This window comes from Clostridioides sp. GD02377 (assembly GCF_045899875.1).
GTDB lineage: Bacteria > Bacillota > Clostridia > Peptostreptococcales > Peptostreptococcaceae > Clostridioides > Clostridioides difficile_A.
The window spans coordinates 47,114-60,485 of sequence record NZ_JBJODA010000003.1 but is presented as its reverse complement, the minus strand read 5'-3'; the positions used below and the strand labels follow the sequence as shown (position 1 = coordinate 60,485).

Annotated in this window: 12 protein-coding genes; all 12 read left to right on the top strand. The window is 29.0% G+C overall.

The features are described from left to right. The first annotated feature begins 24 nt into the window (after positions 1-24). The 12 genes from Q3304_RS03260 to Q3304_RS03205 all read left to right on the top strand — a co-directional run bounded on the left by Q3304_RS03260 (position 25) and on the right by Q3304_RS03205 (position 13,353). Positions 25-876, top strand: coding sequence for an aldo/keto reductase (locus Q3304_RS03260; protein WP_054271027.1), 852 nt, complete (start codon positions 25-27; stop codon positions 874-876). Between the two features lie 247 nt (positions 877-1,123). Next, positions 1,124-1,993, top strand: coding sequence for an effector binding domain-containing protein (locus tag Q3304_RS03255; protein ID WP_407814165.1), 870 nt, complete (start codon positions 1,124-1,126; stop codon positions 1,991-1,993). A gap of 377 nt (positions 1,994-2,370) precedes the next feature. Next, positions 2,371-2,916: a PTS glucitol/sorbitol transporter subunit IIC gene (locus Q3304_RS03250; protein WP_054271025.1), complete on the top strand. Its 546-nt coding sequence runs from the start codon at positions 2,371-2,373 to the stop codon at positions 2,914-2,916. 12 nt (positions 2,917-2,928) lie between these two features. Continuing rightward, positions 2,929-3,942 carry a PTS glucitol/sorbitol transporter subunit IIB gene (locus tag Q3304_RS03245; protein WP_054271024.1) on the top strand — a complete coding sequence of 338 codons (1,014 nt, stop codon included), beginning with the start codon at positions 2,929-2,931 and terminating at the stop codon, positions 3,940-3,942. 220 nt (positions 3,943-4,162) lie between these two features. Further along, positions 4,163-6,136 (top strand): BglG family transcription antiterminator, encoded by a 1,974-nt coding sequence (locus Q3304_RS03240; protein ID WP_407814166.1) that lies wholly within the window; start codon positions 4,163-4,165, stop codon positions 6,134-6,136. A gap of 48 nt (positions 6,137-6,184) precedes the next feature. After that, complete coding sequence (locus Q3304_RS03235) at positions 6,185-6,544, top strand: transcriptional regulator GutM (RefSeq protein WP_054277165.1); 360 nt, start codon at positions 6,185-6,187, stop codon at positions 6,542-6,544. Positions 6,545-6,578: 34 nt separating this feature from the next. After that, complete coding sequence (locus Q3304_RS03230; RefSeq protein WP_054271021.1) at positions 6,579-6,935, top strand: PTS glucitol/sorbitol transporter subunit IIA; 357 nt, start codon at positions 6,579-6,581, stop codon at positions 6,933-6,935. 37 nt (positions 6,936-6,972) lie between these two features. Further along, complete coding sequence (locus tag Q3304_RS03225; RefSeq protein WP_054271020.1) at positions 6,973-8,265, top strand: NAD(P)H-dependent oxidoreductase; 1,293 nt, start codon at positions 6,973-6,975, stop codon at positions 8,263-8,265. A 450-nt stretch (positions 8,266-8,715) separates the two neighbouring features. Further along, the gene (locus Q3304_RS03220; RefSeq protein WP_054271019.1) at positions 8,716-9,354 is read left to right on the top strand and encodes a helix-turn-helix transcriptional regulator; all 639 of its coding nucleotides are present in this window, start codon (positions 8,716-8,718) and stop codon (positions 9,352-9,354) included. A 6-nt stretch (positions 9,355-9,360) separates the two neighbouring features. Beyond that, positions 9,361-10,203 (top strand): pyruvate, water dikinase regulatory protein, encoded by an 843-nt coding sequence (locus Q3304_RS03215; protein ID WP_044213707.1) that lies wholly within the window; start codon positions 9,361-9,363, stop codon positions 10,201-10,203. Positions 10,204-10,263: 60 nt separating this feature from the next. Further along, on the top strand, positions 10,264-12,891 hold the full coding sequence (gene ppdK, locus Q3304_RS03210; RefSeq protein ID WP_407814167.1) for a pyruvate, phosphate dikinase: 2,628 nt from the start codon (positions 10,264-10,266) through the stop codon (positions 12,889-12,891). A 216-nt stretch (positions 12,892-13,107) separates the two neighbouring features. Next, entirely contained in the window at positions 13,108-13,353 is a 246-nt protein-coding gene (locus Q3304_RS03205; RefSeq protein WP_054271017.1) for a hypothetical protein, read from the top strand. The last annotated feature ends 19 nt before the right edge of the window (positions 13,354-13,372 follow it).

Here is a 13,372-nt window from a genome sequence, read left to right as displayed (position 1 = left end):
TATACCAAAGAGAGGGCAAATAATATGAAGAAAATTAAATTGAATAATAATTTAGAAATACCATTGTTAGGTTTTGGTGTATTTCAGATAACTGATTATGAAGAATGTAAAGAAAGTGTTTTAAATGCGTTGCGTACAGGGTATCGCCTAATTGATACAGCAGCTTGTTATGGAAATGAGAAAGCAGTGGGTGATGCAATTCGTGAAAGTGGTATTCCAAGAGAAGAGGTGTTTATTTGTTCTAAAGTATGGATTCAGGATGCTGGTTACGAAACAACTAGAATATCTTTTGAAAAGACACTATCTAATTTACAAATAGATTATTTAGATTTATATCTTATTCATATGCCTTATGGGGATTACCATGGAAGCTGGAAGGCAATGGAGGAACTTTACCATATGGGAAAAATCAAATCAATAGGTGTATGCAATTTCCGATCTGATCGTTTGGTAGATTTGATTTTAAGTCATGATGTTATTCCATCAGTCAATCAGATTGAATTGCATCCATTCTGTCAGCAGAAAAAATTACGCAATATTATGGAAAATTATGATATTAAGCCTATGGCATGGGCACCATTTGCAGAAGGACAAAAAAATATTTTTCAAAATAGTATGTTGACAGAGATTGGGGTATCTTATAGCAAGACACCTGCTCAAGTTATTCTAAAATGGCTTAATCAGAGTAGTATCATAGCAATTCCAAAATCTGTTCATTTAGAAAGGATACAGGAAAATTATAATATTGATGACTTTTACCTTTCTAATGTAGATATGAAGAAAATTTCTAATATGGATTTGGAAGATAGACTTATTCTTGATATTTCTGATTTAAATGAAGTCTATCGTTTGCATGGAATACGATTTGAACAATAATATTTTCGTGAGAGAAAAAGATATTTTGTATGAGTAAGTATTATGCTATCCTATAGATACTTTATTTTAAGTAATAATCAAATGTTTAGTTCCTTTTTATTTAACTTTATAAACAATTTAAAAATTGTAAAATAAATAAAGAGTATATAGAAATGTATTGAATTGTTTATTATATTAACAAAGTAGTATTAATATATATATGTATATTTACAATTTATAAGAATATCTGATTTGAGGAGGTGTCATATTGGATTACTTAAAGTATTTTGAAAAAGCTGTAGTATATATTGAGAATAATCTAAAAGAAAATATAACTGTAAATGATGTGGCAAAAGAATCAGGATATTCTTATTATCATTTGACACGCTTATTCAAGTCTATGTTTGGTGAAAGTGTAGGAAGCTACATAAAAAAAAGACGTTTGGTCAATAGCACAAAAGAACTTTTATACAGTGAAAAAAAGATAATAGATATAGCTATTGATAGTGGTTTTGAATCCTCAGAAGCATTTAGCAGAGCATTTAAGTCTATATATAAAGTTAGCCCTATGGAATATAGAAAAAATAGAATAGATGTATTTGTTGGTAAAAAGAAAAAATTAGAATTAGATTTTATGAAGCATCTTATGGAGAATATAACGATTAAACCAGTTATAAAAGAAATAGATGAAATAATGGTAATTGGTATAAGAGATAATGTGATACTAGAAAATAACTCATTACCTAATTTGTGGGAAAAGTTTAAGAAAGTGCATCATATTGTTCCAAATACTTTACCATCAAGGAGAGCTTTTGGAATTTGTGATGCAACATCTAAAATACATCTAGTTAGTGAGAATATGGAATTTAATGAGATAATAGGGTTTGAAGTTAGCAGTTATGAGTATATTCCAAATTCATTTGTTGCAAAAACTATTACAGGAGGAAAGTATGCTGTATTTACTCATATTGGTAGCTTGGAAAGTTTAGATAAAACTTATGAATATATATGGGGCACTTGGTTTTTGAGTTCAAAAGACGAAATTGATATAAGAGAGGATTTTGAAGTATATGATGAACGATTTTTAGGTCCTGATAATATGGATTCACAAATTGATATTTATATACCTATAAAATAATCTATAAAAAAACTAAAAAATAATTTAATTAAAGGATAGATGCTTATCATAAAGCATCTATTTTTTTATTTCTATAAGATTTAGATAGTATTAATAATAAAATAAATGAAAATAAGTTCTTAAATTTTTAAGAAGAATTTAAAATATAGTCGAAATAAGATTTGTATATTTCTGAAAATTCTAATTAGTACAATTTTTTCCTTCATAAAATTGAAAAAAGATGTATTTATTTATCAAAAGTATTATATTAAAATGATATTAATATAAAAAACATTTATAATAATAGCATATAGTACAGAAAAAAGAAGTAATTTGTAAAATTAATAGCGAGTAATAAAATTAAAAATTTAAAGATATTATAGGGAGGTTATAATTTTATGGAAAACGTTATTACAGGTCTAAGTAAAGGTGCAGAGTGGTTTATTGGTTTGTTTCAGAAGGGAGGAGAACAATTTGTAGGTCTTGTTTCAGGAACTCTTCCAACGCTAATCGTGTTAATGGTAGCTATTAACTCTTTGATTAAAATAATTGGTGAGGAAAGAGTTAATAATTGGGCTTCTAAGCTTGGAAGGAATTCTTTTACAAGATATATTTTACTTCCATTAGTATCAGTGTTTTTCTTAGGAAATCCTATGTGTTATACATTTGGTAGATTTTTAAAAGAAGAACATAAAGCAGGATTTTATGATGCAGCAGTTTCATTTGTACATCCAATTACAGGTCTTTTTCCACATGCAAATGCAGGAGAACTTTTTGTATGGTTAGGAATATCAGCTGGTTTGACTACTTTAGGTAAAGAAACTACTACATTAGCATTATGGTATTTTATAGTTGGTTTAATCGTGATTTTTATAAGAGGTATAATAACAGAAAAAATGTATGCTTTTTTAACAAGAAAAAATAAAGTAGCAAATAAAGCTTAGGAGGTAGTTAAAATGGATGAAAACAAGATATTAAAAATAGAAAAAGGAAGTTCAGGTTGGGGAGGCCCTTTATATATAAAAAAAGAAGGCAATAGAAATAAAATCTTATCAATGACTGCTGGTGGTATCCATGAAGTAACATTAAAAATAAAAGAACTACTGGGTTGTGAGATTGTAGATGGATTTAAAACTGGTGTTTCTGATGAAGAAGTGGCAGTAGTTATTATTGATTGTGGTGGAACTGCTAGATGTGGAGTATATCCAAAGAAAAAAATACCTACAATTAATGTAAATCCAGTTGGAAAAACAGGTCCTCTAGCAAAATTTATAACAGAGGAATATTATGTATCAGATGTTAACCCTAATTGTATAAGTGTTGTAGATGGAGAAGATATGCCACAAAAAGCTCAAGAAAATAAAAGTGAAAATAAGAGTTCCATCAGAAAGCCTGATAATTATGATGAAGTAAAATCAAAAGCACAAGGTGAATATGCTAAAAAGAACATAATACTTTCTATTGGCCAAGGCGCAGGAAAAGTAGTTTCAAAGTTTTATGATGCTGGTAGAGATACTATCCAAATGATAATGAATAATGTAATACCATTTATGGCATTCGTAAGTATGCTTATGGGAATTATTTTAGCATCTGGTTTGGGAGATTGGATTGCAAAGGTAATATCTCCACTTGCTGGTAATATTGGTGGGTTATTGATTATATCAATAATTTGTACACTTCCATTCTTATCACCAATATTAGGGCCTGGTGCAGTTATAGCACAAGTAGTAGGAACTCTTGTAGGTACTCAAATTGGTCTTGGAGCAATACCAGCATACTTAGCACTTCCTGCTTTATTTGCAATAAATGGACAAGCTGGATGCGATTTTGTCCCAGTAGGATTAAGTTTGGGAGAAGCAGAACCAGAAACCGTGGAATATGGTGTTCCAGCTCTATTTTATTCTCGTTTAATAACTGGTCCAATATCTGTTATTATTGCATATGGAGTTGCGGTATTTGCTTTAAGATAATATTTAATGTCAGTATTAGGTTTAAATTTGATTAATAAAATTTAAAATATAAATTTAAGCTAGTCAAGAGTTTTGTTAATGAAAGACTAGCTTTTATACTATTAATCAACTGTAATTATCGATTTAGATTAATACTAAATTTTCCTCTATTAAAGTGAAATTTTATGTATTAATTTGGTTTCAAGTTTGTACTAGAATGAAATCAAGGAGGAGATACAAAATGAATGTAACTGAGAAAATTCCTTCTATTGACCGCAAGATATTTAAAATATTGATTATATGTAGTAAAAAAGAGTTTGTAAGTATCAATTCAATAGCAAATGAACTAAATGTTACAACTAGAAGTGTAAGAACATATATAAAACAATTGAATAAAGACTTAGGGAGTGATATAGCAGTAATTAAATATGTAAAAGGTCAAGGATATAAACTGGAAATAAAAGATGAAAAAGTACTTAATAAGATTATTGATATGAATAGAAAAAATATATTCTCATTAAACTCAAAGGAAGATAGAGTAGAGTTTATACTAAATTATTTGATAGAGCTAGATGGATTTATTACACTTGATAGTTTGGCAGATGAGATGTGTGTAGGAAGAACTACTCTAGTAAATGATTTCCAGTATGTAGAAAAAGTTCTAGCTTCATATAATTTAAACTTAATAAAAAAACAGAATACAGGGATGAAATTACATGGAAATGAACTTGATATTAGATTACTTATATTAAATCAGTTGTATAAGAACTCAAGAAAGGATTTAAATAATTCAAAATATTTTAAAGATATTAAAAAAGAAGAACTCACAAGTTTGGAAGAGGAATTATTGACTTTGTTCAAAAATAATAATTTTTATGTTACAGATGAAATGCTAAGAGAAGTTCTTAACTATATTGTAGTTTTAATTTATAGAGTAAAAGAAAAAAATAGAGTAAAAGAGTATAATGCAAAGTTTGATTTACTCAAATCATATGATGAATACCTTATTGCTAGGGAAATAAAACAAATATTATCAAAAAGATTTGAATGTGTTTTAAATGATGAGGAAATTATTTATTTGACTATACCATTAGTAAGTGGAAATGCACCAGCATCAGAATGTGCTTTAAATAGTAGTAGAATTAATAAAAATATTGATGAGTTGATGGAAAATATATTTAACCAAATATATATTGATATGGGTATTTTTATAAATGAGGATGAATTAAGGATAGGACTAGGATATCATCTTAGTTTTACTCTAAATAGGCTATTATTTAATATAAAATTAAAGAATATATTGCTAGAAGAGATTAAACAGAACTATATACTTCCTTTTAAATTAGCTCAAATAGCAGGAAGAGTAATAGAGCAGAAATATAATTTAGAAGTTTCAGAAGATGAGATTGGATATATAGCAATTCATTTTAGTGGATATTTAGAAAGAAATAGTAGTAGATTTTATTCAATAAAGAAAATAGCAATTATATGTGGTACTGGTCTAGGGACAGCAAAGCTATTAAAAATAAGAGTTGAAAAATTAATAGGTAATAATCCACAAATTGATACTCTTTCAAGTTTTAATTTGAGAAATATTAACTTAGATGAATACGATATAGTTTTTACAACTATTGATTTAGACACATCAAATATAGGAACAATAGTGTTGAAAATAAATACAATATTTGATGAAAATAAACTAAGAGAACAATTAAAAACAGTATTGTGTTTAAGAGAAGGAAATATTGATACCACTAATTCTACAAATTTATTAATAAATAATTTGTTGGATGAAGATAAATTTATGATATTGAATGAAAAGACGATAATTGGGTCTTTGGAAAAAATGATGGACAATCTTATGGATTTAGGATGTATTGATGATAAGTTTAGAGAAAACATAATTAATAGAGAAGAAAAATCTCCTACAGTTTTTGATAAAGGTCTATTATTTCCCCATTCTGTAAATGAAAAGTCAGATAAATTTCTAATGGCAATTGGGATTTTAGAAGAACCAATACAATATGCAAATAGAAGTATAAAAATAATACTTATGACCATGTTTCCATGTGAGAATCAAATGGATTCAGACTTGTTGGTAAAAATTTATGAAGAAGTTTTAAAGATAGGACAAGATGTAAAGTTAACAAATAAGATAAGTAAATGTAGAAGTTTTTTAGAATTTAAAAAAGTGTTACTCAAAAATCTTATGTAGAATCGTACAGAATTAAAAAATAATGTGATTTGTGGAAGGTGTATAAATATGAAACTACTTGTAATTTTATTTGTTGTTTATGTTCTAAATACTATATTTATAATGAAACAGAATAAATTATATTTTAAAACTTTAAATAGAGCTAAAACAAAAGGGGAGATAGTATCTACAGGAAAAAAGAAAAGTTATTTTTCTAAAGGAAGTATAGCTATTATATCTTCAGATTCAGATGGTTTTATAAGGTTTGGGGAAATTTTGAAAGGACGCACAGTAATGGCTAAGTTTAAAGAGATTGAAGAAATAGAAGGATTAGACATATATAGTGCAGAGCAAAGATTTAAAGATGAAGAAAGTATTGTACAAGCTATAAAATTTATAAAAGAAAAAATAAATGTTTCTTTTAATTAACTTAATATAAATATAAATTATCAGGAGGAATGTCATGAAATATGAAGTTAAGATAAGTGGGATAGGCAGTTTAGTTAAAGAGTTAATGGATGAAAGCAATTGTCTTATCATATATGATGAAACCATCAATGATGAAGACTTAAAGGATATATCTGTAATTCATTCAATATCAACATTAAAAAGTGATGTTGAAATAGGAGACACACTTACAATAGGAAATAGAGATTATTGTATAGTTTCAGTTGGAGACATTGCTCAAAAGACTCTTAGAGAAATTGGTCATTGTACAATCAAATTTGATGGGGAATGTGAAGTAAATTTACCAGGAGAAATACATGTAGAAATAGGAAATCCAAATGTAACTATTGGAGATTTAATAACTATTTCTTAATTTGAAAAATAAAATTATTATAACAGGAGGAATGGATATGTTAGATTTAAACAGAAAACTTGCAAAGTTAGAAGAAGAAGGTAAGAAAATAAAAGTAGCTCTTATAGGTGCTGGTCATATGGGAAATGGAATGGTAAGCCAAATGGCAAATATGAAAGGTATTGAGGCTTCTATTGTTGTAGATATAAATTTAGAATTAGCTCATAAGGCATTTACTGATGCAGGAATAGATGAAGCAGTTATAGATAATGTAACAAATGAAAATGATGCAGAACTAAAACTACAAGAAGGAAAAGTATTGACTTGTAATGATTTTCTTGTAGCTTGTAAGACTAAGTCAATAGATGTAGTTATAGATGCAACTGGTGGTATTGCAATTGGTGCAGAAATAGCACTAAATGCTATCTTAAATAAAAAACACATAGTAATGTTAAATGCTGAGACTGATTGTGTTGTTGGACCAATACTTAAAAAATTAGCAGATGATGCTGGAGTAATCTTTACAGGTTCTGCAGGGGATGAGCCAGGAGCTGTAATGGAATTATTCGATTTTGCAGATGCAATGGGATTTGAAGTTAGAGTTATAGGAAAAGGTAAAAATAATAAATTAGATTTAGATTGTAATCCTGATACTGTTAGAGAAGAAGCAGAAAGAAAAGGAGCTTCACCTCATATGATAGCTTCTTTTAAAGAAGGAACTAAAACAATGGTAGAAATGGCCTTAATGTGTAATGCAACTGGATTTGTACCTGATGTAAGAGGTGGTCATGGTATTGAAGCTACAGTGAATGAAGTACCTAAAAAATATGCATTAAAAAGTGAAGGTGGAGTATTAGATAATTATGGTGTAGTTGATTTTGTAAATGGCATAGCACCTGGAGTATTCGTAGTGGTTGCTCATAAATTAAAAGCTGTTAATGATGAATTAAAATATTTAAGTATGGGTGATGGACCTAATTACATATTATATAGACCATATCATTTGTGTAGCTTAGAGACTCCTTTATCAGCAGCTATGGCCGTTTTAGAACATAAGGCTACAATAGTACCTAAAAATGGACTAGTTGCAGAAGTTATGACTATAGCTAAGAAAGATTTGAAAAAAGGTGAGTATATGGATGGATATGGTGCATATACATGCTATGGTACTATAGAAAAGTACGATGTTGCAAAAGCTATGAATGCTGTTCCTATTGGTCTAGTTAGCAAAAAGACTAAAGTAGTTAAAGATATTAAAAAAGGTGAAGTTATAACTTATGATATGGTTGAGATAGAAAAAGATACTACTTTATATCATTTAAGACAATTACAAGAAAAAATATTTGGGTAAGATTTGGTTATAATATAATATAGATACTATTCAAAAGGGGTGATGGTTATTTTTAAATCAGCCCTTTTAAATTTATGTATATTTTTGGTAGGATATTTTGTATGTAAATATATTATAGGTCATTTATAATTGAAAATCTCAATAGTATATTTAATTCAAATTAATTTTGCAACTTTATATTCATATTTTAAATAATATAATTAAAAATTTTAATATAAAATGAATTAAAATGACCAATTATGTATTATAATATTAACTGTAATACTAATATAGTTCTATTAATTAAAGAAATATCCCCCATTAATATATAATAAATATCTTTAAGCAAGAGGACTTAGTAAAAAAATATATCGTATTCAATAAAAAATCTGTTTACAGAATGGTATATATAGTTATATAATATACTATATAAGATGCGAAAAGATAAAAAGTATAGCACAATGAAAGAAGGTGATTATTATTCAGCTTAATGAAAGACAACTAAAAATTATAGATATAGTTAAGGAAAATGAACCAATAACGAGTGAAAGTATTGCCTCCAGCTTGAATGTGACTCGTGCTACACTTAGATCTGATTTAGCTATATTGACAATGACAGGAATACTAGACGCAAGACCAAAAGTTGGATATTTTTATTCAGGAGTTAGTGAAATTAATTTAATTGGTAAAAGTATAAAAGAAAAATCAGTAGAAGATATAATGAGCATGCCTGTACTAGCTAAGAAGGACGAAAGTATATATGATGTAATAGTCACTATGTTTTTATCTGATGTAGGGAGTATAGTTATTATAGATGAAAATGAAGAGTTATGTGGAGTTGTCTCCAGAAAAGACTTGCTAAAAGCAACAATAGGAGGTTCTGATATAAATAAGATGCCAATAGGCATGATAATGACAAGAACTCCAAATGTAGTTACTTTAACTAAAGGAGCAAGTGTTTTATTAGCTTCAAGAAAAATAATAGAACATGAAGTAGATTCGATTCCAATTGTTGAATATAAGGGAGAAGACAAAAATCATATGAGAGTTGTTGGGAGAATATCAAAAACCAACATAACTAAGCTATTCTTAGAAATAGTTGACAATTAAGGAGGTATGCTGGTGAAAAACCTAATTATATATGCAGTATCAGATTCAGTAGGGGAGACTGCACAACAAGTTGCAAAAGCATGTATGTCTCAGTTTTATGTAAATGAAACTTATGAAATAAAACGATTCCCATACATGATTAATAAAGGAGTACTACTTGAAACATTGGAGAATGCAAAAGCTGAAAACGCTTTGATTGTATATACATTAGTTGATGAAGAGTTATGCAGTATTGTTGAAAGATATTGTGAGAGAGAAGGTCTTAGTTGTATAGACCTTATGACAGATATCTTAAGAGAAATAAGCAAGAGAACAGGAAGAAAACCTAAAAGAGAAGCTGGTATAATTAGAAAATTAGATGAATCTTATTTTAAGAGAGTTGAAGCTATAGAGTTTGCAGTAAAATATGATGATGGAAAAGACCCTAGAGGTGTTCTTCAAGCAGATATAATTTTAGTGGGAATCTCAAGAACATCTAAAACTCCTTTGAGTATGTATTTGGCTAATAAAAATATAAAAGTAGCTAATGTTCCATTAGTTCCAGAAATACCAATTCCTAAAGAGGTATTTGAGATAAATACTAAGAAGATAATAGGTCTTACTAATTCACCTGAAAAGCTTAATGAAATAAGAACTCAAAGATTAAAAGCTTTAGGTCTATCTAGTAAAGCCAACTATGCTAATCTAGAAAGAATACTTCAGGAATTAGATTATTCAGAAGAAATAATGAAAAAAATAGGATGCCCAGTAATAAATGTTTCAAATAAGGCAATAGAAGAAACAGCAGGTATAATCTTAGACATAATGAAAGAAAATGGTCTAAAGATATACAAAGAAATAGAAATTTAATAATGTCTATTAATAAAAATGATATAAATTAAAATAAAAAGATTAATGGGGGATTTAACAATGGAAACTAAGTATGTTTATAGTTTTGGTGAAGGAAGCAAAGACATGAAATCTTTACTAGGAGGTAAAGGTGCCAATTTAGCAGAAATGACTAAGATAGGCTTACCTGTCCCTCCTGGATTCACTATAACAACAGAAGCATGTAATGACTATTATGTTAACAATGAAAGTATAAGAGCAGAGATAATAAAAGAAATAGAAAATCATTTAGCTACTTTAGAAAAAGACTTAAATAAAACATTAGGATGCAATAAGAATCCATTATTAGTATCAGTTCGTTCTGGTGCAGTATTCTCTATGCCAGGAATGATGGATACAATTCTTAACCTAGGTCTTAATGATAATAGTGTTGTTGGTCTAGCAGAAGCTACACAAAATGAAAGATTTGCATATGATAGTTACAGAAGATTCATACAAATGTTTTCTGATGTTGCTATGGAAGTTCCAAAATATAAATTTGAGAATGTATTAGATAGAGTAAAAGAAGCAAAAGGATATACAGTTGACACAGAGCTTACAACTGATGATTTAAAAGAAATAGTAAAAGAGTTTAAAGCAATATACAAAAAAGAAATTAAAGGTGATTTCCCACAAGACCCAAAAGAACAATTAATGCTTGCTATAGAGGCTGTATTTAGATCATGGAATAACCCTCGTGCAATCGTATACCGTAAATTGAATGATATAGCTCATAACTTAGGAACAGCAGTAAACATCCAATCAATGGTATTTGGTAACATGGGAGAAACTAGTGGTACAGGTGTTGCATTTACTAGAAATCCAGCTACAGGAGAAAATAAATTATTTGGTGAATTCCTAATGAATGCACAAGGTGAAGACGTTGTTGCAGGTATAAGAACTCCTCAAAATATATCAACTCTTGCTGATGTAATGCCAGCTGTATTTGATGAATTCGTAAAAATTACTCATATACTTGAAGGTCACTATAAAGATATGCAAGATATAGAGTTTACTATAGAAAATGAAAGATTATATATATTACAAACTAGAAATGGTAAGAGAACAGCAGCAGCAGCAATAGCTGTAGCAGTTGATTTAGTTGAAGATGGAATAATAGACGAAAAAGAAGCTATAATGAGAATTGAGCCTAATCAATTAGACCAATTATTACATCCAAAATTTGAAGATAAGGCATTAAAAGAAGCTAAAGTTATAGCAAAAGGTTTACCAGCATCACCAGGTGCAGCAAGTGGTAAAGTTTATTTCAATGCTGATGATGTAGTAAAAGCAAGTGAAAAAGGAGAAAAAGTAGTTTTAGTTAGACTAGAGACATCTCCAGAAGATATAGAAGGTATGGTTAAGGCTGAAGGAATCCTTACAGCTAGAGGTGGAATGACATCACATGCAGCAGTTGTTGCTAGAGGTATGGGTAAATGTTGTGTTGCTGGATGTGGAGAAATAAAAGTTGATGAATTTAACAAAGAAATAAGAGCACTTGATGATGTAGTTATAAAAGAAGGAGAATATATTTCTATAGATGGTTCTACAGGAAATGTTTACTTAGGAGATGTTAAGAAAACAGAAGTAGCTTTAACTGGTAACTTTGAGAAATTAATGAAGTGGGTAGACAAACACAAGTGTATGATGGTTAGAACTAATGCAGATAATCCTAGAGATGCTCGTGCAGCTATAGAGTTTGGTGCTGAAGGTATAGGTCTATGTAGAACTGAGCATATGTTCTTTGATGAAGATAGATTACCAGCAGTTAGAGAAATGATATTATCTAATACAGTAGAGCAAAGAGAAAAAGCACTTGAAAAAATATTACCAATGCAAAGAGAAGATTTTGTAGAGTTATTTAAAGTTATGGATGGAAAACCAGTTAATATAAGATTACTAGACCCACCACTACATGAATTCTTACCTCATGATGATGAGACTATAGAAGAGCTTGCAAAATCTATGGGTATAAAAGTAAGTGATATTAAGAAGAGAATAGTTGATTTAGATGAATTTAACCCAATGCTTGGACACAGAGGTTGTAGACTTGCAATAACTTATCCTGAAATATGTGTAATGCAATCTAAAGCTATAATACAAGGAGCTATAGAGGCAATAAGAGCAGGTGTTAAAGTTTCTCCAGAGATAATGGTTCCATTAGTTGGAGAAGTAAATGAGTTAAAGATAATAAGAAAAATGATAGTAGATACTGTTGATGCTATAATAAAAGAAGAAGGTGTAGAAGTTCCTTATACTGTAGGCACTATGATAGAAATACCTAGAGCTTGTTTAACTGCTGATGAAATAGCACAAGAGGCAGACTTCTTCAGCTTTGGTACTAATGACTTAACTCAAATGGCATTTGGATATTCAAGAGATGATGCTGGTAAATTCTTAGGTCAATATGTAGATGAAGAAATATTAGAAAAAGACCCATTCCAAGTACTAGACCAAAATGGTGTTGGTAAATTAGTTAAGATGGGCGCTAAGTTAGGTAGAGAAGTTAAACCAGAATTAAAACTAGGAATATGTGGAGAGCATGGTGGAGAACCATCTTCAGTAGAGTTCTGTTATAATGTAGGACTTAACTATGTATCTTGTTCACCATTTAGAGTGCCAATTGCTAGACTTGCAGCAGCTCAGGCATCTATAAAAAATCCTAGATAGTTAATATACTGTAAAATTATATAATTAAAGTAATATCCCCTATATATTTAATGTATCAAATAAATTATTTGTAAGTTAAGTATAGGGGATTTTTATTTTATTACAAAAAGATAACTTATATAACTTAAGGTGAAACGTATTTAATTGTATTGCATATATTATTGTAGAGAGAAATTTTAACTAATAATTAAATTGAGTTTACTGGAGGGGATAAAGTTGACAAAGTGTCCTAAATGTGGAAAGGAAGTATCATCACGTCCAGGTAGTATATGCCCACGATGTGGATTTAAAGTAGCAGAGGAAAGTCTAAAAATGAGATGCCCAGAGCCTAGTTGTAGGGCTTTGGTATCTAGGAGACTAGATTATTGTCCTAAATGTGGATGCAAACTGAAAGGATATAATATTTCTGAATTTGTTAACATGGTAAGATGTAAAATAGATGAGACATTTGATAAAAGATAATTAAATTCAGAGTTAAACT

Coding starts and splice junctions, on each gene's coding strand:
- Q3304_RS03230 (WP_054271021.1), top strand. CDS start 6,579: ATGAAATATGAAGTTAAGATAAGTGGGATAGGCAGTTTAGTTAAAGAG.
- Q3304_RS03235 (WP_054277165.1), top strand. CDS start 6,185: ATGAAACTACTTGTAATTTTATTTGTTGTTTATGTTCTAAATACTATA.
- Q3304_RS03245 (WP_054271024.1), top strand. CDS start 2,929: ATGGATGAAAACAAGATATTAAAAATAGAAAAAGGAAGTTCAGGTTGG.
- Q3304_RS03225 (WP_054271020.1), top strand. CDS start 6,973: ATGTTAGATTTAAACAGAAAACTTGCAAAGTTAGAAGAAGAAGGTAAG.
- Q3304_RS03250 (WP_054271025.1), top strand. CDS start 2,371: ATGGAAAACGTTATTACAGGTCTAAGTAAAGGTGCAGAGTGGTTTATT.
- ppdK (WP_407814167.1), top strand. CDS start 10,264: ATGGAAACTAAGTATGTTTATAGTTTTGGTGAAGGAAGCAAAGACATG.
- Q3304_RS03215 (WP_044213707.1), top strand. CDS start 9,361: ATGCTGGTGAAAAACCTAATTATATATGCAGTATCAGATTCAGTAGGG.
- Q3304_RS03240 (WP_407814166.1), top strand. CDS start 4,163: ATGAATGTAACTGAGAAAATTCCTTCTATTGACCGCAAGATATTTAAA.
- Q3304_RS03260 (WP_054271027.1), top strand. CDS start 25: ATGAAGAAAATTAAATTGAATAATAATTTAGAAATACCATTGTTAGGT.